Annotated in this window: 22 protein-coding genes; 14 read left to right on the top strand and 8 right to left on the bottom strand. The window is 67.7% G+C overall.

Translation table 11 applies throughout. The features are described 5' to 3' along the window. Positions 1 to 52 precede the first annotated feature (52 nt). Together ACY466_RS14015 and ACY466_RS14010 are read right to left on the bottom strand one after the other, a co-directional pair. On the bottom strand, positions 53 to 1,174 hold the full coding sequence (locus ACY466_RS14015; protein ID WP_463245964.1) for a tyrosine-type recombinase/integrase: 1,122 nt from the start codon (positions 1,172 to 1,174) through the stop codon (positions 53 to 55). Then, the gene (locus ACY466_RS14010) at positions 1,161 to 1,748 is read right to left on the bottom strand and encodes a helix-turn-helix domain-containing protein (protein WP_463245963.1); all 588 of its coding nucleotides are present in this window, start codon (positions 1,746 to 1,748) and stop codon (positions 1,161 to 1,163) included. The genes ACY466_RS14015 and ACY466_RS14010 overlap by 14 nt, the downstream gene beginning before the upstream one ends. Before the next feature lie 100 nt (positions 1,749 to 1,848). Here ACY466_RS14010 and ACY466_RS14005 point away from each other — a divergent pair, with 100 nt between their 5' ends. From ACY466_RS14005 to ACY466_RS13950, 12 genes are all read left to right on the top strand, one after another. Then, on the top strand, positions 1,849 to 2,073 hold the full coding sequence (locus ACY466_RS14005; RefSeq protein WP_463245962.1) for a helix-turn-helix domain-containing protein: 225 nt from the start codon (positions 1,849 to 1,851) through the stop codon (positions 2,071 to 2,073). Between the two features lie 94 nt (positions 2,074 to 2,167). Beyond that, entirely contained in the window at positions 2,168 to 2,698 is a 531-nt protein-coding gene (locus ACY466_RS14000; RefSeq protein ID WP_463245961.1) for a hypothetical protein, read from the top strand. After that, a complete protein-coding gene (locus tag ACY466_RS13995) occupies positions 2,695 to 3,108 on the top strand; it encodes a hypothetical protein (protein ID WP_463245960.1) in 414 nt (137 codons plus the stop codon). The genes ACY466_RS14000 and ACY466_RS13995 overlap by 4 nt, the downstream gene beginning before the upstream one ends. Before the next feature lie 11 nt (positions 3,109 to 3,119). Further along, a complete protein-coding gene (locus ACY466_RS13990; protein ID WP_463245959.1) occupies positions 3,120 to 3,371 on the top strand; it encodes a hypothetical protein in 252 nt (83 codons plus the stop codon). Positions 3,372 to 3,560: 189 nt separating this feature from the next. After that, a complete protein-coding gene (locus ACY466_RS13985) occupies positions 3,561 to 3,809 on the top strand; it encodes a DUF6011 domain-containing protein (RefSeq protein WP_463245958.1) in 249 nt (82 codons plus the stop codon). Further along, positions 3,806 to 5,800 (top strand): AAA family ATPase, encoded by a 1,995-nt coding sequence (locus ACY466_RS13980; protein ID WP_463245957.1) that lies wholly within the window; start codon positions 3,806 to 3,808, stop codon positions 5,798 to 5,800. Before ACY466_RS13985 ends, ACY466_RS13980 begins: the two co-directional genes overlap by 4 nt. 17 nt (positions 5,801 to 5,817) lie before the next feature. After that, positions 5,818 to 6,105, top strand: a complete 288-nt coding sequence (locus tag ACY466_RS13975; RefSeq protein ID WP_463245956.1) for a WhiB family transcriptional regulator — start codon at positions 5,818 to 5,820, stop codon at positions 6,103 to 6,105. Then, on the top strand, positions 6,102 to 6,266 hold the full coding sequence (locus ACY466_RS13970; RefSeq protein ID WP_463245955.1) for a hypothetical protein: 165 nt from the start codon (positions 6,102 to 6,104) through the stop codon (positions 6,264 to 6,266). The genes ACY466_RS13975 and ACY466_RS13970 overlap by 4 nt, the downstream gene beginning before the upstream one ends. Next, positions 6,263 to 6,637, top strand: coding sequence for a hypothetical protein (locus ACY466_RS13965; RefSeq protein WP_463245954.1), 375 nt, complete (start codon positions 6,263 to 6,265; stop codon positions 6,635 to 6,637). Before ACY466_RS13970 ends, ACY466_RS13965 begins: the two co-directional genes overlap by 4 nt. Then, positions 6,638 to 6,799: a hypothetical protein gene (locus ACY466_RS13960; RefSeq protein WP_463245953.1), complete on the top strand. Its 162-nt coding sequence runs from the start codon at positions 6,638 to 6,640 to the stop codon at positions 6,797 to 6,799. Continuing rightward, entirely contained in the window at positions 6,799 to 7,770 is a 972-nt protein-coding gene (locus tag ACY466_RS13955; protein WP_463245952.1) for a hypothetical protein, read from the top strand. Before ACY466_RS13960 ends, ACY466_RS13955 begins: the two co-directional genes overlap by 1 nt. A gap of 157 nt (positions 7,771 to 7,927) precedes the next feature. Next, positions 7,928 to 12,514, top strand: a complete 4,587-nt coding sequence (locus tag ACY466_RS13950; protein WP_463245951.1) for a tape measure protein — start codon at positions 7,928 to 7,930, stop codon at positions 12,512 to 12,514. 755 nt (positions 12,515 to 13,269) lie between these two features. Here the strand turns inward: ACY466_RS13950 and ACY466_RS13945 are convergent. After that, positions 13,270 to 16,527, bottom strand: coding sequence for a DEAD/DEAH box helicase (locus ACY466_RS13945; protein ID WP_463245950.1), 3,258 nt, complete (start codon positions 16,525 to 16,527; stop codon positions 13,270 to 13,272). Positions 16,528 to 16,953: 426 nt separating this feature from the next. Further along, positions 16,954 to 18,420, bottom strand: coding sequence for an MFS transporter (locus ACY466_RS13940; RefSeq protein ID WP_463245949.1), 1,467 nt, complete (start codon positions 18,418 to 18,420; stop codon positions 16,954 to 16,956). Between the two features lie 169 nt (positions 18,421 to 18,589). Between ACY466_RS13940 and ACY466_RS13935 the strand changes: the two genes are divergently transcribed. Beyond that, entirely contained in the window at positions 18,590 to 20,020 is a 1,431-nt protein-coding gene (locus tag ACY466_RS13935) for an amidase (RefSeq protein WP_463245948.1), read from the top strand. A 13-nt stretch (positions 20,021 to 20,033) separates the two neighbouring features. On the opposite strand, the gene ACY466_RS13930 is transcribed toward ACY466_RS13935, so the two are convergent. Continuing rightward, a complete protein-coding gene (locus ACY466_RS13930; protein ID WP_463245947.1) occupies positions 20,034 to 20,771 on the bottom strand; it encodes an acetoacetate decarboxylase family protein in 738 nt (245 codons plus the stop codon). A gap of 52 nt (positions 20,772 to 20,823) precedes the next feature. Here ACY466_RS13930 and ACY466_RS13925 point away from each other — a divergent pair, with 52 nt between their 5' ends. Further along, entirely contained in the window at positions 20,824 to 21,798 is a 975-nt protein-coding gene (locus ACY466_RS13925; protein ID WP_463245946.1) for a cobalamin biosynthesis protein, read from the top strand. Here the strand turns inward: ACY466_RS13925 and ACY466_RS13920 are convergent. Genes ACY466_RS13920 through ACY466_RS13910 form a run of 3 tightly spaced genes read right to left on the bottom strand, consistent with a single transcriptional unit; the run spans position 21,780 to position 23,961 of the window. Further along, positions 21,780 to 22,787 carry an SURF1 family cytochrome oxidase biogenesis protein gene (locus tag ACY466_RS13920; RefSeq protein WP_463245945.1) on the bottom strand — a complete coding sequence of 336 codons (1,008 nt, stop codon included), beginning with the start codon at positions 22,785 to 22,787 and terminating at the stop codon, positions 21,780 to 21,782. The genes ACY466_RS13925 and ACY466_RS13920 overlap by 19 nt on opposite strands. Before the next feature lie 44 nt (positions 22,788 to 22,831). Next, positions 22,832 to 23,293, bottom strand: coding sequence for a low molecular weight protein-tyrosine-phosphatase (locus ACY466_RS13915; protein ID WP_463245944.1), 462 nt, complete (start codon positions 23,291 to 23,293; stop codon positions 22,832 to 22,834). Next, positions 23,290 to 23,961, bottom strand: a complete 672-nt coding sequence (locus ACY466_RS13910; RefSeq protein WP_463245943.1) for an HAD hydrolase-like protein — start codon at positions 23,959 to 23,961, stop codon at positions 23,290 to 23,292. Before ACY466_RS13910 ends, ACY466_RS13915 begins: the two co-directional genes overlap by 4 nt. Positions 23,962 to 24,001: the final 40 nt, after the last annotated feature.

Genomic DNA, 24,001 nt, shown 5'->3' with positions numbered 1-24,001 from the left:
CACTTCTGCCCAACTCGGGTCCATACCCGCAGGTCGGACCCCTCAGCCTGACTCAGCCCATAGCCGGTGGGCACATTTTGGGCACACTTGCCTCACGGGCACTGTCGAGCGCCGCACCCACCGCGTCGAGATCATCGTCGAACAGGTCCGCGTAGACGTCGAGGGTCATCGCCGCCGACGCGTGGCCGAGCATCCGCTGCAGCGCCTTCACGTTCGCCCCGGCCTGCACCGCCAGAGACGCCGCGGTGTGCCGCAGATCGTGCGGCGTCACCCGAGGGGTCTGCGCCTGAAGCACAGCCTTGTCGAACCACCCCGAGACGTTGTGCGGCCGCGCCAGATGCCGACCCGAATCGTCCGGGAAGAGCAGATCCTCCCGCGCCTTGCCCTCGCACTGCACCGCCAGCATCGGCACCAGGAACGCAGGCAGCGGCACCGTCCGCCGCTTGTGCCCCTTCGTCGTCCCCACGATGATCTCGGACCCCACCGCAACGGCGTTCTCGTCGACCGTGGCCCGCTTACGCAAAAGATCGAGATCCTTCACGCGCAGCCCCGTCGCCTCACCCCACCGCAGCCCGCAGTACGCCAGTGTCAGCACCAACGTCGACCACTGACCGGCGCTCGTGGCGAGGGCGTCGACCTGGGCGTGCGTGAGGTACACGTTCCGCTTCCGCGTCTTGCGCGGCAGCCGCGTCCCCGTCCCCTTCCCGACACCCCGAGCAGGATTCGCCAGAATCAGGCGGTCGCGCACGGCGTCGTCGAGGATGCTCGCCAGCACGCCGAACGTCCGAATCACCACGGTCGCGCCGACCGTCTCACCGAGCTCAACCACCCACGCCTGCACGTCCGTCGGCTTCACGTCCACCAGGCGGGTCGAACCCCACCGCGGTTCTACACGCAGCCGCCACGCCACCTCCAGCGGCGCCCACGTCGACCGCTTCAGGTGCCCCCGCTGACGCTCCAGCCAGTCCGGGCCGAGTTCGCCCACCGTGCGCCGGCCGTCGGCGGGGGAGACGTACTCACCCCGCAGCTTCGACACCTCGACCGTGTTCGCGAACGCCTGGGCGTCCCGCTTGGTCGTGAACCCTCTCTTCTTGGTTTGTCGGTGATCTGGTGTGCGGTATCGAACCTGGTATCGGCGGCCATTCTTTGTGTCGTATTGCTCAACCGTTGCCATTCTCGACCCGCATTTCTTGGCGATCCTTCCGGTATTCCTCGAAGTATAAGTCGAAAAGATCAAATAGGCGTTCTTTCCTGCGTTTGTCCATTTTTCGAATCTGTGTTAGCATCTGCGAAACCTCCTGTGGCACAACGAATACCCCATCTTCGTGCTCGGCAGCAGCAACACCGTTCTCATCGCTTTCGTCCCATTCTTCGCCAGGTACTTGAATCCAGGACGGCCTGAAGATTCCCTTACCCCAACTCCACAGAACGCCCAACCGGGTAGCCCCTACTCCGGTCGCTTCTACGGGCGCAACTCTCGCGTGCTCATACCGCTCTGTTGTGTACGGGAAAAGCAGTGCGAGCGGAGAGACGTGGAGTGCGACAGCCAAGGTCATCAGGTCGTCGACGTCGACCCTTCGGCGGCCCTGCTCAATCTGATTGATGGACCCGTGACCTAACGGACGGTTCAGCTCCTCAGTCCGCGCCGCCAGTGCGCGCAAACTGAGTTTTCTCTTGGTCCGTAAGCGGAGCACATTCTCCCGGACGGTTTCGCCCGTTGGTCCTCGAAGCACCTCGTCTGTCGCCATATCCGACACGCTACGGCGCGGTCTTGCGACAGTCCAGATCCGGTGTTACGTTGTGCTGGCTTTCGTTACACGGCGTTAGCAACTTAAGACAGGAGTTGAAATGCCCCACTCGGACACAGGAGCCCGAAGATCAGCGCTCGCCACACCAGCAGAGGCGGCAGATTTCCTCAGGACCAGCACGAGCGCGCTATCGCAGATGCGTTACCGACGATCCGGACCACGCTTCGTGCGGCACGGCCGCAGGGTCCTCTACACCTGGGATGACCTCGCTGCGTACGTCAAAGCGAACACGGTGTCCGTCGATCGCTTGGATGGCGTCGCCTGATGCTGCACAGGAGCAAGAAAAACGCCCCCGACGCCGGCCAGGGCATCGAGGGCTTGAACCAGAAGAACCGACCCATGACGGAAGGAACCAACTGATGAGTAACAGCGTAGACCAGACCACCGACGAGAACACGGCACAGTCCGAGTTCGCCGAGTACATGGCCGAGAACCTCGCCAAGGTGAAGCCCGATTCCGCACTCTGGCAGCTCTACGCCAAGGAACGCGCCGGCGAAGATCTGTACTTCATGAAGGCCACCGAGATCGTCGAGAAGCTCTTCCCCGACGCGACCGCACCCGAGTGGGCCGAAGACGGCGATACCCGAAACTACTACACACCTTCTATGAGCTCATGGCAGTCGATACCTGTCCGTGTGCCTCTTCGGCGAGAGAGCGGGCACGCCGACGAACACGTCGGATTTGCACCGGCGCACGTGAGCGCAGCCCTGATACAGATGATGACTAGTCATGAGGCATACATCCAGGTCGATCACACCAAGTCCGCGATCGAAGGCCGCGGACTCGAACGTGTGGACAAGATGATCATGACGCTCGGCGAAGCGGCCGAACTCGCACACGGGTTACTGCTCCTGCTCGACGTCGCCCTCGAAGGCGAGGTGCAGAAGTGAACTTCTACACCGGAACGGATGTGGTCCTCAACGCTGCCGCGATCGCTGCACGCGCTATGGAATGGGCGCCGGAATCGCTCGTCGAGAACGTCGGTGTCAACCCGGACCGCACCGAGATCCAGGTCCTTGACGCCAGCTTCCGTCAGATGACCAGCGCCCTGGCCCTCGCCGCCGAATACTCCGACGGTCGACCTGTTCGGACGGTCGTGGAGATCGACCCCGGCCATGTCGTCGTGCACGTGTGGCCCTACCGGGCGACGCACCGCCCGGAGAGGGTTGTGTACGAGGGACCCCGTGCCGCTGATCCAGGACAGGACAACGGCCGATACCGAGTGTGGGCCGACGAGTCCACCTGCACCCTTCGCCTCGAACGGTTCACTCCCGGCGCCGATGGGTTGGTGGGTTCCTGATGAGGTCCTGGATGGATGACACGGAGACCGAGAAGGCTCGGGTGCACGCCGACAACACCGGCGCCGAGATCCGAGTGGACTGGGGTGCGACCCATCTGCGGATGAGCGTCACCGAGGCGGTCGATCTGCTGTACGACCTCGTGGACGTGCTCGGTGAGATCCCACGCAAGCCGATGACCACTCGTCGGATGCAGGTGCCTCACCGCATCACCCGCGACGAAGGCCGCGTTCGCGCCGCCGCCGAGATCAGGGAGGCGTTGTGACGACCCTCGAACTCGTCCTCATGGTGCTGCTCGCAGCGCAGTCGATCCTCTGGGTGGCAACGGATTTCAGGCGGTGGTCGATCGACAGCTGACACGCGTTCACAAGGGCCCGGTGCAACGTTTCCTGCCGAACGCAGTCGGGGCCGGCGAAGTCCGTAGACCTCGCCGGCCCCGCATCACCAGAAAGTCATGACCATGACCCAGCAGAGTAATCATACCAATTCTGCCCTCGAAAACTCCTCGCTCGAAGAGCGTCTCGAACTGCTCCGCAACCCCGCCGAGAAGCTGCTCATGGCCGCACTCGCGGGTGGGCACTTTCGTCTCGCCGTGCAGTGCTCCAGGTGCGGAACGTGGTTGGTCGCAACGTCGTCCGTCCGTCGCCACATGGGTCCGGTGTGTGCTCGCCACGCCGCCTCCGAAGAAGCAGGTGCCGCATGACCACCACCGCGTACACCCGGATCATCGAGGCGCTGAACGACACCGGTGCCACCATCACGAACGGTGGTCACGGACGTATCTCCGCCACCTGCCCCGCGCACCCCGATCGAACGCCGTCGCTGTCCGTCACCGACGGTGAGACCCGCGTACTCGTGCACTGCCACGCGCACTGCGACACCACGGACGTTCTCGCCGCCCTGAACCTGACGATGCGAGACCTCTACGACCATGACGACGTCGACTACACGTACGCCGACGGGCGGATCAAGCGCCGCAGCACCGTCAAGAAGGCGTTCACGCAGCCGGGAAACAACTCCGGCCGTGCCCTGTACCGCGCCGATCGCCTCGCTACGGCCGACGTGGTGTACCTCGTCGAAGGGGAGGAGGACGTGCACGCCGCTGAGATTCTCGGTGTCGTCGCCGCGTGCACACCGTCCACGTCGGGGGCGGAGAAGTTCGACTACACGCCGCTGTACGGCAAGCGGGTGATCGTGGTCCAGGACAAGGACACCGCGGGCCGCAAGCACGGTGCACTGCAGGTGTCGATCCTCGCCGATCACGCCGACGTCGCCCTCGTCGAACCCAAGCACGGCAAGGACTTGTCCGACCATGTTGCTGCCGGCGGCACGATGGTCGACCTCGTACCGATCCGCACCCGGCCGCGCGAGCTTCGCCTCACCCGCGGATCCGACGTCGTCACCCGGCGGGTCGATTGGGTGATTCAGGACTGGATCCCGGCCGGATCGCTCACCCTCCTCGCCGGACGTGAAGGGCTCGGAAAGTCCACGATCGCTGCGTCGATCTGCGCTCAGGTCACCACCGGAACCACCGACGGCAAGCTCGCCGGGACACCGCGCACCGTGTTGTACGTCCATACCGAGGATGCCCGTGAGTTCACGGTGGCGCCGAGGCTCCGAGCGGCGGGGGCGGACATGGACCGGGTGCTGTTCGTGGACGTGCAGACCGACACCACCGACGACGGAACTCTGATTCTCCCGCTCGACACCCCCGCGCTGGAGAAGGTGATCGCGGACAACGATGTGGCGGTGGTGGTGCTCGACGCCGCCACGTCGAGCATGTCCTCGGAACTCAGCGGAAAGGACGACCGCGCCGTCCGGCAGTACCTCGAGCCCCTCTCTCAGCTCGCCGGCCGACGGGACTGCGTCGTTCTCGGTATTTGTCATTTCGGGAAGCGGGACGGGGCCGACACCGGCAAACTCATCCTCGGTTCGATCGCGTGGTCTCAGGTCGCTCGGTCGGTGCTGTCCGTCGCGCAGGACGACGAGACCGGGCACCTCATCGTCACGAACACCAAGGGAAATCTCGCACCGCGGGTGCGGTCGATGGAGGCGTCGATCGAGTCGACCACCATTGCCGCCGAGGACGGTGACGCCGAGATCGGCGTGCTCCGCTGGCACGGGGAATCCACCCGAGACGCTCGCGAACTGCTGAGTGGGCCCGACGACGCAGCGGACGCCGACGACCGCACCGAGGCCGAAGCATGGTTGGCCGACTACCTCACCGAGCACGGCAAGCCCGAAGCGCGGCAGGTGAAGGACGCAGCCCGCAAGGCCCGGATCTCCGAACCCACGGTCAAGCGGGCGGCGAAGAAACTCGGCGTGATCTACACGTATGAGGGGTTCCCGCGGATGTCGATCTGGTCCCTGCCGGAGACCACGGTGCAGTCGGCTCAGTCGGATCACACGCCGCCTTCACGTGAGCCAACTGAGCCAACTGAGCCAACTGGGCTTGACCTGGGGAAACTCCGTGAGCCAACTGGGGCGAAATCACAGTCGGCTCACGCCCGTGAGAGTGAGCCGACTGCAGAAAAGAAGGTCTCCAACGTCATTCCGATCGACCGCTCCCAGGCCACTGAACCCCGCTCGTGCGCGCTGTGTGACAAGCCGATGCCGGAAGCCAGCAGGGGCCGCGTCCACATCGACTGCGCGGTCGAGAAGTCGAAGCGTGTCGCTCGGGGGGACGCGTCGTGAAGCGGGGACCGAGGCCGATGCAGCATGTGGATCTTGGAATCGACGGATTGCTGCTGAACGTCCTGGCCGGCCTGCCTCGGCTCGACGGTGCCCTCTGCATCGGGCGTGCGGACATCTTCGACCCAAAGGGGGATGACGAAAGCAGGGTGGCGGCGGCCGAGCGCCACGAGCGTGCACGGGCCATCTGCGCCGGATGCCCGGTCCTCGACGCCTGCACCGAGTGGGCGCAGGACCAGCCCCTCGACGGGCAGGTGCTCGCCGGCACCGTCATGAGGCCCGGACGACGACGGGAGGCCGCCGCGTGAAGGTTCATATGCCCGACGCCTGGCCGAAGGTGCAGAACCGGCGCCCCGACACCCGCTCCGTCGTGGTGGTGATCGGCGGCGTCGAGATCGCCATGACTCCCGCCGAGGCGTTCGCCCTGGCCGACAAGATCGTCGACGCCGCCGAACGGGCCAAGAAATGACCCCGCCGATCCAGGTCCTCGCACCCGGCGTAGTGCTGCTCACCGGGCCCGCCGTCGACGCCGCCCGCATGTCCGTGGTCATCGCTCGCCGCGCCCGCAGCCGCAACCGACTACCCGACTCCGAACCCCTGCGGATACTGCAGGAGGAACTCGAAAGAGCGTCCGCTGCAGGACATTCGGACATCACCGAACCATCCGAGGGTGAGACTGAGGTCATCGAAACGATCGGCACCGACCGGGTAGCGCAGCTCCTGCAGTGCACTCCCCGACACGTTCGACGCCGCGGTACCCAGCTCGGCGGACGGATGGTCGGCGGCCGCTGGCGATTCGACGCACAGACCGTCACCGAACACATCGAAGGAGCAACGTAAATGGCACCCACCAAGACCGAGGTGATCGATTACCTGTCCGCACTCAGCGAAGCCGAACTCGGTGGACTCCTCACCGAAGCCCGACCCGACGAGGCCGACAAGACATCGGGCATCGCCGCCGCCAACGCCGAGGCCGACCGCCGGTTCGGGAAGAAGGTCTGATGTCCTTCGTCACCGGCCGAGCCACGTACCGCACCCTCGTCGCCGATCCCGTGCTGACCGCCATGATCGGTGCGCTCCCCGGCATCCCCGAAGCGCTCGCCGCCGACGCCCAAGCCGAAGCCCAACTCACCGAGGCAGCCGAACCCGCCCGGACCCTCGACGACGACATCGACACCCTCGTCGCCGCCGGCACCGTCACACCCACCGAGGTCGCCCGCCTGGCCGAACACCGAGCCAACGCCGTCTCCCTCGAATCCGAGAGGGCCGTCCTCCTCGAGATCCGGGCCCGCGCCACCAACGCACTCGAGCACGGTGTCATCTCCGCTGCACCCCGACTGCTCGACGACCTCAACGATCTTTTGGCGGATCTCCTCGACGACGCACAGACCCACGTCACCACCCTCGGCGCCATCAGCACCGCCGCCGACGCCATCGACGCCGGCACCGACCAGGTCACCGCATGGTCAGCCCTCACCGCACACCGACGGACCTACGACGCACTCCGCCGTGCACAAGCCGCCATCATGGTCAGCACCAACGAGCAGAGGTGGAACTCGGCACGCCGCGTCGGCAGTGGTCCCGCGCTACCCGCCAGCGCCAACGACGCACACATCGCGAACCTCGACGAGATCTGGCCGACATGGCGAGCGACGAAGGGCGCCGCCCAGAGCGGTGCGCGCCTGGACCCCGCAGGTGCGGTGCTACGCGACTCCATCAGCGGCGACCGCATCAACGGTGCCCCCTGGCCCGACGAACCAGTAGCCGAGCTGGCATGGCTCGTCGCCCGCGCCGAACTGTGGATCCCGAACCCCCGCAAGCTGGACGACTTGTGGGACGAGCGGCAGGAACGTGACCGGGACAAGGCCCGCGAACTGTCCGAGGGAGTCAAGGCCGGGGTGAAGCAAACCACTAAGCGCCTCGGCCACACCGAGAGCCACGCCATGGCCTGGCACGCCATGACCGGCCGATGACCCAAGGGGGCACGACCCCCACACCCCGCCCCAGCTCCCACGGATGGCATTCACGTAAGCCCTCCCTACGGGTCTGGGTGATCCATCCCTGAACCTCTGCTCGACCCTTTCCACCCCTTTCCGGGCCCGGTGCGCGATCCACGGAAGGTGGGATCACGTGACCGAACTCGGCATCGGATATTTGTCGATCGTCCCCGAGACCTCGAAGTTAGGCCCCGGTATTCAATCCGCCCTCAACGGTGCGCAGGCCGGCGCAGACCGGGCAGGGCAGGGCATGGGCTCGAAGCTCGCCACCGGCCTCGGCAAGACCCTGAAGGTCGGTGCAGTCGGTGCGGGTGTCGCGGCCGGTGGCGTTCTCGGTACCGCGATCACCAAGGGCATCGGGCGCCTGTCGGGCATCGAGAACGCCACGGCGAAGCTCACCGGCCTCGGCAACTCGGCATCCGCAGTCGAGTCGATCATGGACAACGCGCTGGCGTCGGTGAAGGGCACTGCATTCGGGCTCGAGGACGCGGCCACGGTCGCGGCGTCGGCTGTCGCTGCCGGGGTCAAGCCCGGCAAGGACCTCGAACGGACCCTCAAGCTCACCGGTGACGCCGCGACCATCGCCGGTGTGGGCATCGGTGAGATGGGTGCGATCTTCGGCAAGGTCGCGGCCTCGAACAAGATTCAGGGCGACGTCATCGCCCAGCTCAACGATCAGGGCATCCCGATCATCCAGCTCCTCGGCAAGGAGTTGGGCACCACCGCCGAGGAAACGCTGAAGCTGGCGTCGGACGGTGAGGTCAACTTCGCGACGTTCCAGAACGCGATGGAGAAAGGTCTCGGTGGGGCGGCCCTGAAATCCGGTGAGACCGTCAAGGGTGCTCTCGCGAACATGGGAGCGGCGCTCGGTCGGTTCGGTGCCACGGTGGCCGGTCCGGGATTCCGTCAGGCCGCCGGTGCGTTCGGCGCGATCACCGACGCCGTCGACGGACTCAACACCAAAGCCAAGCCCGTCATGGAGGACTTCGAACAGAGCCTCACGAGTTCCTACATCCCGTCGCTGCTCGCGTTCGGTGAGGCCGGTAAGGACGCGTTCGACGAGTTCACCAACTCCGACCTGGTGACGTCCTCGGTGTCCCGGCTGTCCGGGATCTTCGACGACCTCGTCATGACCGGCACCGCACTCGCACCGTCGCTGCTGTCGGTCGGACAATCCCTCGCCACCGCCTCCGCCGCCACGGGCGTCTCGGCGTGGGGCGTGTTGCTTAACACCCTCGAAGCGGTGGCGCCCATCCTCGACGCCACCCTCGTGCCTGCGCTCGAAATGGTGTCGTCGCTGATGACGGAGAATCAGGGCGTCGTCAACGGCCTCGCTGTGGGGTTCCTGGCGTTCAAGACCATTCCCGCGCTGTTCACGCCGATCTCCGCTCGGTTGACTCAGGTGACCGCCCAGACCGCTGCGTATGCGGCGTCGACGCGGGCGCTGACCACCGCGCAGTCCGGGATGATCCGTGTCGCCGGGGTCGGCACCACCACTCTCGGACGGTTCGGCACCACCGTTCAGCAGATCGGGCAGCGCGCCCCTGCGGTGGCGGGGATGCAGCAGGCGTTCGTGAACGCCGCGGCCGGCGCCGAACGCTTCGGCCGCACCGCGGGCACCGTCAGTGCAGCATCCGCCGGTGTCGCATCCGGAGTTCGGGGAATCTCGTCCGCGCTCGGCGGCCCTCTGGTCATCGGCCTCGCGGCCGCCGCCGGTGTCACGATCGGGCTCGTTCGCGAGTTCGGCAAAGCGGAGAAGCAGACATCGGCGTTGGATTCGGCGTCTCGTGTGGCCGCGTCGTCCTCCCGTGAATTGGCGGACTCTCTCGCCGCGTCGGCGGGTGCGGTCGACGACGGTGTCATCGCGGCCGCCACTCAGGGTCTCGAAGACTTCCAGGCCGCTCAGGCCCGTATCGCGGAGACCGGTCCGGGAATGTTCGGTCAGGTCACAGCGGGGTTGCGGGACATCGGTGGGTGGTTCACCGGTCAGGCGCAGGCGGGGACCGACGCCTACAACGCCATGCGGCAGACCGCCGAAGGTGCTGCGCAGACGAAAGCCGAGTTCGACCGACTCAGCCTGTCCTCGGATGAGCTCGCGGCGAAGGTCACGGGATCGAAGTCGTCGTTCGAGGCGTTCGAGGCGCAGCTCCGTGCCGGTGGCATGGGCGCTGCGGCGGACGAGTTGGCCCGTCAGCGTCGGGAGTTCGAACTCCTGCAGTCGTCGATGGAGCGCATCGGGCCCGCCTCACTCATGGTCACCGACGGCCTCGACCAGATCGCCGGTGCAGCCGGTGACTCCGACAAGAAACTCTCCGGACTCCGGACCGTGCTCCAGGGACTCGGCATCCTCGAAACCGACGTCAACAGCGCACTGTTCGACGCCGCCGAATCGGTCCGCGAGATCAGCACCGCCGCCGCCGAGGCAGCAGACCCGGTCGGTGGTCTCGGTGAAGAACTGCTCGGGCTCAACGGCAAACTCGACGGCGCCAAGCCCAACGCGTCCGCGCTCAAGGATTCACTGCGCGAACTCGGTGACCAGTTCCTCAACCTTCGGATCTCCGGTGTCGACGCCGGCACCGCGATGGGCACCATCGGCCCCGCCCTCGACGCCCTCGCCACGCAGTACAACCTTCCGATCGACAAGGTCCGCGAGCTGGCCGAGGAACTCGGTGTCGTCGACAACGCCTACGTCACTCCAATCCTGGATGTCCAGGGCGAAGACGAAGCCATGCAGGCCCTCACGGCGGTCACCTTGGCGATGGGCCAGATCGACGGCGACGGACCGAAGACCATCGGCCCGATCCTCATCGAGGACGAGCAGGCCCGCGCCGCTCTGCAGCGTCTCGGGTTCGAAGTCGACGTCATCGACGCCACGACCGGTGAGGTCACGGTCACCGCGAACTCCACCGCAGCACTCGCCGCCATGGAACGGGTGAGGGCCGAGGTCGTCGGCCTCGACATCTCCGTCGCGGATCCGGCCATCACCGCCGACGCCACCGCGTTCAACATCCAAGACCAGGCGGTGCGGGACTCCCTCAACAGCATCGACCGCACCGCGGTCTCACCTCAGGTCGGTGCGATCATCGACGACTTCATCGCCGGACGGGACGTCACCCTCCGCGAGCTGTCTGTCATCAACGACTCCACCGCCGAGCCGGACGTGCAGTTGCTCATCACGCAGGCGTTGGAGCAGGCCCGTGTGGTCAACGACGCCATCAACGAGGCAGCCCGAAACCGCACCGTCCGCTTCGACATCGTGGAATACCGAAACGCCGTCAACACGTTCCGTGGTCCTCAGGGCAACGTGCAGGGCCCGGTGGCGATCCCCGGCAACGCGATGGGCGGACGCCTCCCCACGTCCGGTCCCGGAACGGGAACCACCGACGGCATCCTCGGTGTCTCTCGCGCCACCGGTGCACCGACGTCGTGGGTGGACGCCGGGGAGTGGATCGTCAACCGCAACTCCTCGGATCGGTACGACCGCGAGCTCGCAGCCATCAACGCGGGCACGTTCCCGAAGCTGCCCGGCTACGCGGAAGGTGGTCGCGTCGGTGCAGTGGGCGCCGATGACCTTCTCGACTTCGTCAACGGGTCGCAGGGCAAGCCCCTCACCGGTGCCCCGTACGACTGGGGCGGCGTCAACTGGGGTGACTGCTCGGGTGCGATGTCCGCCATCGCCCGGTTCGCAGTCGGCCTCGCACCCTTCGCGGGAAGGTTCGCCACAGCCACACAGGGTTCGGCTCTCGCCGCGCTCGGGTTTCTGTCCGGCCGCGGGTCGAACGGTGACCTGCGGATGGGGTGGAAGAACGGTGGACCTGGTGGCGGTCACACTGCCGGCACGCTCCCGGACGGCACGAACGTGGAGATGGGGGGCGGGTACGGCGGCGGAATGGTCGGCGGCACTGTCGGTGCCGATGCCGGCCAGTTCACCGATCACGCGTATCTGCCGATCGGGCCGTCGGCGTCGTTCGACGATCCGGGCGGTTGGTCGCAGCAGGGACGCGGCCGGGTGAACAAGGACGGCACTCCGATGGTGGGGGCCGACGTCGACACCACCACCTCCCGCGTCGGACCGTCCGCACGATCCGCCACCGGCGCCACCCCCACACCCGCATCCTCCGCGTCGTCGTGGTCGCAGATGGCCGGACAACGCGCCGGGTCCGTCGTCGAAGCATTCATCTCCGGTCAGGTCTCCGACGCACTCGGTGTGTTCGGCATCCCGGACTCCCTGCCCCCCATCGTCCAGGCCGGACAGCTCACCGCCGACGCATGGGCGAAGCAAGGGGAAACCGAGGGCACCGCCGAGCAGCGGGTCCAGCCCACCGAACCGGGGATGACCGAGGTCGACCGCCTCGGTGACGCACCGCCGAACTCCCCGCCCGCACTGCTCGAACTGCTCAAGGGTTGGGCCGCAGCACGCGGATACGCAGGAGGTGGATCCGTCACCGGTGCACCCGGACACGACAAGGTCCCCGCATGGCTGACCGCGGAGGAGTTCGTGGTGAACAAGCGTGCCGCGAACGCCGGTCAGAACCCGGCGATCCTGCAGGCCATGAACAGCGGGGCCAACCTCGCGCTCGGCACCCAGCAGGCCGAGGCACAGGACACACGCCGAGAAGGGGACACCCACTTCCACGTGTTCGACATGCGCCAGGCGCACCGCGAAGAGCGTGACCGTCAGCGCGACAAGGCGCTCGCGTTCCAGACCATCCGACGCTGACACCCAGCCCCCGCCCGAGCGTCCACCACCGTGGCACTCAGGCGGGGGCCGTCGTCGTTTCAGGGGAGTTTCACAATGAAACTCCCCTCGACCCCAGGGGCCACACCCCCATCAGCACCACACAGCGGCCACGGATGGCATTCGCGTTCGGGTTGCGCCTGAGTCTGGGGATCCGCCGGCACGAGGGCACTGACGCGGTGTCAGCCTGGTTGATACCCCCGAGGGGTACTTCCGCAGGGTCGCCATGACCCCGCGCAGGGTCGCGTTCGAAACGCGACCCTAAGCAGTCCTCACCACCTGACTGACCAGCCACGTTGTCGACTCCGACAAGCTGCCGTACCAGCGAATTTGCTGGTGCCGCTTATGGCAGATCCGTCAATACCGGGAGCTGACTGAGCTGCCGATGATCGTAGGGCAGTCGTGGCGAGATCCACCACGACTGGGCAACCATGGTGGAAGTCGCCACAGATGGTCGGACGCTTTGCCGGTGGCATCAAGTCATGGTCTGAGAGTGACACCGCGTCACGCTCAACGGGGCGCCGGGGGATGACACGTCCACCATGAACGCCTCCTGCGCGTTCCTTCCGGGAACTCTCAACCGTGGGCACATTTTGGGCACAATCTACCTGGATTCTGGGTCATCCCGAGTTATCTCAGGTTGCCTCAAACGCAGGTGGGACGGCATTTCCCAGTTCTGGCCTGGGACTCGGCGAGGGTTCGAACCCCTCTGCGCCCACTCTCGTGTCGTGACGCGCTCAGTCCAGCAGCCCTCGGATGTCGTCCGCGGTGAGCACCGTGCTGAAGGCAGCGCCCTCGTCCAGCACGCTGCGAAAAAGCGCCGCCTTACGGTCCTTGAGCGCCATCACCTTCTCCTCGATGGTGCCGCGCGCGACGTAGCGGTTCACGAACACCGTCTTGGTCTGACCGATGCGGTGCGTACGGTCCACGGCCTGCGCCTCGGTGGCGGGGTTCCACCACGGATCGAGGACGAAGCAGTAGTCCGCCTCGGTGAGGGTGAGGCCCACACCGCCGGCCTTGAGGCTGATCAGGAACACCGGAGCATCCCCGGTCCGGAACCGCTCGAGGACGTCGCCGCGGTGACGGGTGCTGCCGTCCAGATACTCGTGGCAAATCCCGTTCTCGCTCAGACGATCGCGCACTCTCGACAGGTATCCGGTGAACTGGCTGAACACCAGGGCGCGGTGCCCGCCGTCGATGACCTCCTGCAGTTGCTCCAGAAGTTCGTCGGTCTTGGAGCTCGAGATGGACGCGTGGGCCGGGTCCACGAGGAACGGATCGAGGCTGAGCTGCCGCAGCATCGTCAAGGACGTGAGGATGGTGAAGCGGTTGCGGTCGAGGTCACCCAGCAACCCCAGGATCTTCTGCCTCTCTCGGTTGAACGTGAGGTCGTAGAGCCGCCGGTGTTCCGGGTTCAGATCGACCTCGACGGTCACCTCCTGCTTCGGCGGCAGATCCGTCGCCATGATCTCTTTGGTGCGGCGCAACACGAGCGGGCGAATGCGACGACGTAAGCGGGCGAGTGCATCGGAATCGCCCTCGCGCTCGATCGGTCGGCGGTACAGCTCGGTGAACGAACGTGGGGACGGGAACAGACCGGGGGACGTGATGGACAGCAGCGCCCACAGTTCCATGACGTTGTTCTCCATCGGGGTGCCGGTGATCGCCAGCTTGAACGGCGCCTCGAGCATCCGCGCGCACTGATACGACTTGCCCTGGTGGTTCTTGACGTACTGCGCCTCGTCGAGGACCAGGCCGGACCAGGTGCGCGAGTCGAAGTCGTCGAAATCCATCCGGAAGATGGTGTACGACGTGACGACGATGTCGGCGCCCTCGGCGAGATCGACGATGCTCTGCCGGCGTCGAGCCCGGGTCTCGGCCGCCGTGACCACCCGTAGGTTCGGTGCGAAGGCGGCGGCCTCGCGGGCCCAGTTGTGCACCACGCTGGTGGGCGCGACGATGAGGAAAGGCGACGCCAATCCCGTTGTCTCGCTTTGCTGCTGGACCAGGGCGAGAGTCTGGATGGTCTTGCCCAGCCCCATGTCGTCGGCGAGGATGCCGCCGAGGCCGTGGGCGTAGACGAACGACAGCCAGGACAGACCCTCCTGCTGATACGTCCGCAGGGTCGCGTCCAGACCGTCCGGCGGTGCGACCGGCTCGAGACTGTCGAGCGCGAGCAGCCCCGACACCTGCGCCTGCCAGGCGTCGGCCTGCCGTTCGACAACACCGAGCGCCACGAACTCGTCCCACAACCCCACTTGGAATCGACTCAGCCGCAACGGGTCCGAGGGTGCGTCCTGAAGTGATCGCGCCTCCTCGACGAGGGCGCGCAGCTGGGCCAACTGCTCGGTCTGCAGATCGAAGTACCGGCCGTCGGCCAGCATGAGGTGGGTGTCGCCGCGGGCGAGACCGGCGATGACCTCCGCGACGGGAACGGCGGTGCCGTTCACCACGACGTCGACGCCCAGATCGAACCAGTCGGTGTTGCCCTCGACCGCACTGGTGCCGACGGAGATCGCGACATCGGCACTGACGTCGGCGAAATCGGGTGGTTCACCGGTGACGACGACCCGCACGTGATCCAGTGCTTCGAGCGCGGGAACGCAGTGCGTCAGCAGGTGCGCCGTACCGACTCCCGTGCGCGTGAACGGCCGCAGCGTGCCGAGGAACGACGGGGTGTCGAGGATGTCGGCCACGGCGGTGACGAGCCGGAACTCGGCGGACGTGTCGCGGGTGCCGTCGGCGACGGTCGGTTCCTCGCAGCCGATGTACCGCGGAACCGAGTCCACCGTGTAGCACCACGTGCCGGACACCTCGGCGCGGTGGCCGGGTGAATAGACCACCGTCAGTTCGAGTTCCGGGCCGACGACCACCGGCTCCCGATACGACGAATCCGAGGACACCACGGCCGCACTGCGCCGAATGGCGGGGAGGTACCGAGCGGAGAAGGCCGCCCGATCCTCGCGCGGCACCTGCAGATCACCCTCGGTGGTGGCCATCGGCATCAGCGAGGTGGGCACCGGGGTGTCGAACCGGGCGAGGCGAAATGCTCGCTTGGACCAGTCCTCGCCGGACCTGCTGTCCCAGAACACCAGTCCGGTGCCGTCACCGCCGACGAACGCGAGTGACTCGCTGTCGAGGGCGACACCGGCGACGGTGGTGCGGCCCGACACGGTCAGCGACCCGGAATCGTCGGCCGTGACGTCGACTTCGAAGTTCGCGGGCGCGATCGGCGGAATGCGGCCGAGGGTGCGGGTGGCGTGGATCAGTTCCAACCCGGCGGACTCCGCACCACCGAGGATGTTCCACATCATGCGGCCGGGCAGATCGCCGAGATCGAGGGTGCCCATCTTCTGATGCGAGTACCGAGATCGGCCGGTGCGGGTCTGCACGAGGTAGAGGGAGTAGAGCTCCTCGAGAATCTCGAGCTGCTGATCGACCCAACGATCGAACGAGTACGGCATGCGATCCCAGGCGATGCCGGTCGTCGTCCACTGTCCGGCCGGGCTGCGCCGGACGGGGCGTGCGAGCAGGCGAACGGAATCCGGACGATCCGCCTCCTCGGACAACGACATCTGCAGAGCGAGATGGGATTCGGTCTGCGCACCGGTCTCGGGGTCGACCTCGTCGAGGAGCGGTTCGAATCGCTGCGACCAGTGCGACGGCTGAGGAGTCGGGGCGATGGTCGAGCGCACCGCGTGCAGCACCACGGCGACGCAGTGCTTGCAGTTCGCCCCCACGGGGCACGAGCACCGACTGTCGCCGACCCCCATGACCTGGCGACCCTTCATGCTGAGCTCCACCCACGTCGAGTACGGGGTGGCGCCCTGGCCGCGCACCTGAGCCCGCAGCGAACGGGTGCTCAGGTCGCACGACAACGCGGACACCCGGCCGGCCTTGGCGTACGCGTCACCGCGCGAGTAGGTGTCCGTGCCGAATCGCATGCTGAGCGCCGTCGGCGTCAGAGCGAGCATGGGTGGAAGGGGGTCGCTCATCGCACCCGACTGTAGGCGAGCGCGCTCGACGATGATTTCCCTGAGGTGGCGTTGCCTGGCTCCCATCTCTCACCACCCCACGTCGGTGGGCGATGGACTGCGACGGCACGTGATGATGTTCATGATTTCCCCCCGGAAGTTGTGGACGAGAAGGTAGACCGGGGGACCGACACGGTTGCGGTGAGCGGAGTGGGGTGCGCTCGGTGGGCGCGATCCCGCGCACCCTCCGGCGCTCTGCGCACGCTGCACGGTGCGCGAGGACTACTCCACCCCGCCCGCGCACCCTCCAGCGCTCCCATGCGATCCCGCGCACCGTGCAGTGAGATGCGCACGCTGCACGGTGCGCGCGGCGCTGCAGGGTGCGCGAGGGAGCCTCCCACCCCGCGGCGCGGCCGGACCACGTGCAACGGACCGACCGTGTCCCGCTCAGTGCGCCTGCGGCACCTTCTTCGGCAGCGTGAACACCAGGAGGAAGGCGAGCAGCGCGAACCCGGTGCTCACCAGCATGGCGTTGGCCGCGCCGTCGGTGAAGGCCTGGCCCACCTCGTCCGGACTGCTCACGGTCAGCGAGGCGAACAGCACGCTGCCGATGATCGCGATACCCACGGCACTGCCGACTCGCTGCATCGTGGAGATGACGCCGCTGGCCGCTCCGGCGTCGGGACGGTCGACGGTGGCCACGATGAACTGGGCGTTGGGTGCGATGAACGCGCCGTTGCCCAGGCCCGCGACGAGCATGGGCGCGACGAGCATCCACACCGAGAGATCGGCGGCGTCGGTGACGGTGAGCACGACCCACATCCAGCCGAGACCGACGGTGACCAGACCCGCGCCGAGAACCAGCACGTTGCGGCCGAGGGAGAGGCTCAGCCGGTTGCTCTGGGACGACGAGACGATGCTGCCCAACGCGAAGGGCAGCGACACCACGCCCGACGCCAGGGCGGTGTTCCCGAGTCCGGTCTGCCAGAGGATCGAGATGGTGAAGAAGATCGAGGTGAAGGCCGCGAAGTAGACGAGGGCCAGAACGACGCCACCGGTGAAGGCGGGCCGGGTGAACAACCGCGGGGGAACCAGCGGAACCCGACCGCGCCGGGAGTAGGCGACCTCCCAGGCGCCGAACGCGGCGATGAGCAGCCCGCCGACGACGAGCGTGACGTACGTCCACGCGGGCCACCCGAGCTCCTGGCCCTCGATCAGCGGGACCAGCAGGGCGACGAGGCCGGCGGTGAGCAGGACCAGTCCCACCCAGTCGATACCGCCGTGCGGCGCCGGGGCCTCGCCCGCGTCCATCTCCTGCTTGGACGGAAGGATCTTCGCGGCCATGATCAGGCCCGCGATGCCGAACGGGAGGTTGACCATGAACACCAGTCGCCAGCCGTTCTCGTTTCCGAACGCCTCGATGATGAGACCCCCGATGATCGGCCCGAGAGCCGAGGACACACCGATGACGGCACCCATGATGGCGAAGGCCTTGCCGCGCATCTGCGGCGGGAACAGGAGCTGGATGTAGGCCGTCACGGCGGGCACGAAGATGCCGCCGGCCAGACCCTGCACGATGCGCGCTCCGATGAGCTGGAGATCGTTCTGCGCGACACCGCACGCCAGGCTGGCCACCGTGAACAGGGCCAGTCCGACCACGAAGATCCACTTGTGGCCGAACCGATCGCCGACTCGGCCGGCGGGAATCAGCGCAAGTCCGAAGGCCAGCGCGTAGCCGGAGATGATCCACGAGAGGGTGGCTTCGGAGGCGTCGAGGCTGGTGCGAATGGTGGGAAGCGCGACGTTGACGATGGTGGTGTCCAGCAGGGCGATGAACATGCCCATCAGCAGGACCATCAACGATTGCCACGCGCGCCGGGACACCGCGGGCGCGGCGGGGGAAGTGACGGACACCGAAAACCTTTCGCACAGGAAATGAACTCTCTGACGGTAGTTCGTCGTGACGCGTCATCGGGACGACTGTGGTGCATCTTCTAGAGTGAGCACGGCCACACCACGGCAGGGAGGACGGCCACACCACGCCGGTGGGGTCGGCCGGGGCGCAGGAAGGGACGGGGAACGGATGACCGACGGGATGCGGCTGGACGGGGCACGATCGACGGAGAGCGCAGGTGCTCGCCTCCACGCGTTCGGCGACGACGCCCTCGGCACCCACGACGCGGTGGGTCTGGCCGAGGCGCTGCGGGCGCGTGACGTCTCGCCGACCGAGGTTGCGGAGGCCGCGCTCGCGCGGGCCGACCGCGTCGCGGATCTGCACGCGATCGTCGGCGCGACCTTTTCGCCGATCGTCGGCAGCTCGTCCGGACGGTTCGCCGGGGTGCCGACCGTCGTCAAGGACAACAGTGACGTGGCTGGGCATCCGTCCGGTCTGGGATCGGAGATCGTTCGCAGTTCACCGGCCGCGAAGAACGGGCCGGTGGCCGAGCGGATGCTGGCGATGGGTCTGTCCGTGGTGGGCAAGACGACGCTTCCCGAGTTCGGACTGAGCGCCTCGACGGAGTTCCCGACGCGTCCGGCCACTCGCAGTCCGTGGAACACCGACTACTCGGCCGGGGCGTCGTCGGGCGGGTCGGCGGCCCTGGTGGCGTCGGGAGTGGTGCCGATCGCGCACGGGAACGACGGCGGCGGATCCATCCGGATTCCCGCGGCCTGTTGCGGTCTCGTGGGACTCAAGCCCAGCCGAGGTCGGTTCGTGCTCCCTGCGCTGGAGAAGATCCTGCCGGTCTCGATCGTGTCCGAGGGCGTTCTGACGCGCAGCGTGCGCGACACGGCGGCGTTCTGGTCCGTCGCGGATCGGGCGAGCGCCCGATCGTTGCGCCCCATCGGAACCGTCACCGGGCCGAGCACCCGGCGGCTGCGAATCGGTGTCATCGAGAACTCACCGGCCGGCGACGGCACGGACACCGAGACACTCGCCGCCGTACACGACGCCGTGCGGATGCTCACCGAGGCCGGCCACCACGTGGAGCCGGTGGGCGTGCTTCCGCTCGACGCACGGTTCCCGGCCGACTTCGTGCAGTACTGGGCGTTCCTCGCGTGGGCTCTGCAGAAATCGACGCCTCGGCAGAAGGGGACCACGCGAGCCGATTTCGACACGTTGACCGTCGGGTTGGCCGCGATGTTCGCCGCTCGGGCGCGCCACCTGCCGGGCGTGGTGCGGCGCCTGCGGGCCGCCGCCGTGGACTACCGGTCGATGTTCTCGCGATACGACGTCCTGCTCTCCCCGGTGCTCGGCCACGTCACACCGCCGCTGGGATTCCTCTCGCCCCGCGTCGATTTCGAGACCTACCTCGACCGGTTGACGCGGTACGCCGCCTTCACTCCGCTCCACAACGTGGTGGGAGCGCCCGCGATGTCGCTGCCGCTGGGTCGGAGTTCGGCAGGAACCCCGATCGGCGTGATGTTCTCCGCGCTTCCCGGCGACGAACGGACCCTCCTCGAGTTGGCGTTCGAGGTGGAGGAGGTGGCGCCGTGGTCCCGCGTCGACGAGTGAACCGGCCGCGCCGTCACGACCGTCGCACGGACGAGCCGAACACGATCGACCCGTCGGTGAGGGCCATTCCCGTCGTCGGACGGCGGCCGGCGAGATAGCCCAGCGGCCCGCTGGGCTCGAAGGCCCACGTGGTCGACAATCGCCGCACTCGGGAGATGATCTGGTTCTGCGACACCACCGTGCGTCCGTCGAGGTGCTGGGCGGTGACCAGCGGGATGCGCGGCATACCGGGAAGGACGCGCATCCCGACCGTCGCGCTCAGCGCTGCGACCGGCTCGCCGTCGAACGTCATCGACGCGGTGACCTCGCGGCCGCGCTCGTCCCGGCGGAACTCACCGAGGTGCTTCGGGATGGACCAGAGTTCGCGTCCGCCCGTGCGTGACTGCGGGCTGTCGACCCAGATGTGCGGAATGCTGCATCGAGGCCCGAACCCCTGGCGGCCGAGGACGGCGCCGATCAGTTCGTCGTACTTGAGGACGCCGCCCGCGGTGTACCGCACGAACGCGGTCGAGATCAGCGCGTCCGAGCCGACCGTCAGAAGACGGCAGTCGGCGTCCGCGGCGGAGGCGGCGACCTCGCCGGGCAGCTCGCGCACCGGAACTCGGAACACCGACAGCAACATGGTTCCGCCGAGGTACCAGGGCTCGGGCGGGTACGCGAGCCCGTCGGCTCCTCGAATCCATGGCGTATGCCCCTGCCGCTGCCGGGCGGGTGACGGGTCGGTGCGATCCTGATCGAGGAAATCGGTCATGGGTGCCAAGGCTATCGAAGACCGGCGGTGAAGCGGAGCGGAAGTGGGCCACATGAACACCGATACGACTGCCTCGGTCCTGGCCGTGGCGCTGGGTCTCGCCGCGGACCGCGCCTTCGGTGATCCGCGGCGCGGTCACCCGGTGGCCGCCTTCGGCAGCGTGGCCGCCGCGCTGGAGAAGCGCACCTATTCCGACGACCGCCGCGCGGGAATCGCGCACACCGCTCTGCTTCTCGCCGGGGTGACGGGCGCCGCGCTCGCGGCCGAGGCGGCGACGCGCGAACACCGGGTTGCCACCGTCGTGCTGCGGGCGACGTGCGTGTGGGCGACCGTCGGCGGGACCACGCTGGCGCGAACCGGGCTGGCCATGGCCGGCGCGATCGACGCCGACGATCTGCCGGCCGCCCGCGCGATCCTGCCGTCGCTGTGCGGTCGAGACCCGTCGCAGCTCGATGCCGACGGCATGGTCCGTGCCGCGCTCGAGTCGGTGGCCGAGAACACCTCCGACGCCACGGTGGGTGTGTTGTTGTGGACGGCGTTCCTCGGCGCTCCGGGTGCGGTGGCGTACCGCGCGATCAACACTCTCGACGCCATGATCGGGTACCGATCGGAGAAGTACCGCAACTTCGGCTGGTGCGCGGCGCGCGTCGACGACGTCGCCAACGTTCTGCCGGCGCGCTTGACGGGAGTGCTCACCGTCGCCGCGGCGCCGCTGGTCGGGGGCCGTCCGGGGGAGTCGCTCCGCGCGTGGCGGAACGACGCGAGCAAGCACCCCAGTCCCAACGCGGGGGTGGCCGAAGCGGCGGCGGCGGGAGCGCTGGGGGTTCGGCTCGGGGGAACGACGGTGTATCGGCACGGAGTGGAGATTCGCCCGACGTTGGGCGACGGGCGTTCACCGACGACGGACGATCTGCGTCGGGCGGTGCGGTTGTCCGTCGCGGTCCAACTGGGGGCCGCGGCCGCCGCGGCGGTGGCGGCGATGTCGGTTCGATCGGCGTTCGGGCTGCGTCAGCGCTTGCTGCCGTAGCGGTCCGCCAGGGTGGGATCCGTCGCGCGCCGACGGGCGGCGTCGGATGCCGGCGTCGTCGATCCGGACGTCGTCGACGAGCGCGATCGACCCAGCCGTCTCCGGGGCTGCAGCAGCGCGTCGAGGCCGTCGTCGTGCTGGTGAGTCGGGTCGGTGCCGTCCGGAGAGCCCGTGTGGGCTCGGATCTCGTCGGGGGATTCCTGCGCCGCATCCCCGTCGTTCGTGTCCCTGCCGTTCGTGTCCCCGTCGTCCGTGTCCCGGCGCCGCTCTCGGATCTCCGCGCGGACGAAATAGGCCAGGCCGAGCGGGGCCATCAGTCCGAACGCCAGCCACTGCAATCCGTAGGACAGGTAGGGGCCGGCGTCGAGCTGCGGCAGCGCGATGGGACCGAGACCACCGGGCTGATCGTCGGACAGCTGGACGTAGCCGTCGATGGGATCGGTGCCGGTCAGCGGGCCCACCTGCGACGGCGCGATGGTGTACACCTGCGGGAAGGGGGTGTCGGTGATGGGCGGTCGAGCCTCCGACGTTCCCTCCGCCACGCGGGCGCGACCGTCGAGCGCGACGGTGCCCGTGGGCGGTGGGTCGAAATCGGGAACGGCGTTCCCGTCGATCGGAAGTACGTAGCCCCGGTTGACGATGACGGTGTCGCCGGTGTCGGTCCGGAACGGTGTCAGCACGTCGTACGTCGGTGCGCCGTCGACGCTGCGCAGCCGCACGACGACGTCGCTGTCCGGGATGTACGAGCCGGTGAAGAACACCTGCCGCCAGTCCTCGTCGGTGGTGACCACCCCGTCGTCGACGACGGAGGACACGGGAACCGGGTCCGCGTCGAAGGACCGGGCGATCTGATCGTTGCGCTCGGACGTCGTGGAGTTCTTGCCGAGCTGCCAGGGCGCGAGGATCGAGAAGCAGAGGTATGCGAACAGCAGGACCAGGGCCGCGAGGACGAGCCACCCGGGCCGAAGAAGGAAGGACAACCGGCGCACAACTACACAGCGTAGTCGCCCGAGCGCGGGGATGGGTTCCGCGGTCAGGTCAGTTCGTGCAGTGTGGCCAGCAGTCCCGGTACCGCCGCCTCGACCTGTCGGCGTACCTCGGCGAAGTCCTCCTCGGATCCGTAGTAGGGATCGTCGACGGAGTCGGAATCGGCGTCCGGATCGAACGAGCGCAGTAGCGCCAACCGCTCGGCGGGCACCCCCAGGCGTCGCAGGTCGCGTTCGTGCGACCGGTCGAGCGCCACGACCAGATCCGCCGCGAGAATGTCCTCGTCCACCACCCGGGCGCGGTGCGCCGTGGGGTAGCCGTGACGTTCGAGTTCGGCGACCGTGCGGTGATCGGCGGGGTCGCCGACGTGCCAACTCCCGGTTCCGGCACTGGTCACCCGCACGTCCCCGTCGAGACCCTCGCGGGCGATCGCGTCGGCGACGATCTTCTCCGCCATCGGCGACCGACAGATGTTTCCGGTGCAGACGAAGGTGACGTGCACGGTCATCGCAGGAGTCCCGTCAGCAGTGCGGACAGATCGGTCGGGGTGTCGACGGACCAGGTGGCCGCCGCGTGCTCGGCCTCGAGTCCGTACCCCCATTGCACGAGGACCACGGGGATGCCCCACTTCCCGGCGCCGAAGACGTCGTGATCGCGATCGCCCACCATCACCACCGACGCCGTGCCTCCCTCGGCCGTGCTCCGCGGCTCACGGCCGACCTCACGCAGCGCACGTTCGACGACATCGGCCTTGGCGCGCCGGGTGCCGTCGTCGCTGGATCCGGCGATGAAGTCGAAGTACGACGCGAGGTCGAAGTGCTCGAGAATGCGTCGGGCCGACTTCTCGTTCTTGGACGTGGCCACGGCCAGCGTGACCCCGGCCGCGCGCAGGCCGTCGAGAACCTGAACGGTGCCGTCGTAGACGCTGTTCTCGACCCAACCCCGGCGGTCGTAGTAGTCGCGGTACGCGGCGAGGGCGGCGTCCAGTCGGCCGTCGTCGAGGCCCAGCGAGCGGAAGGTGTCGATCATCGGCGGCCCGATGACGTGCTCGAGAACGTCCGCACCGGGAACGGGAGCACCGACGGTGGTCAGTGCGTGCGCGAAGCCCGCGAGGATGCCGGGGGCGGAATCGGTGAGGGTGCCGTCGAGGTCGAAGAGGACGAGGTCGGTGGCCATGGACAGCAATCCTATAAGCCGCACGCGCGCCCCGAGACGG

The sequence above is a fragment of the Rhodococcus sp. K11/5 genome (assembly GCF_055193735.1).
This window is presented reverse-complemented; position numbering and strand designations above follow the sequence as displayed.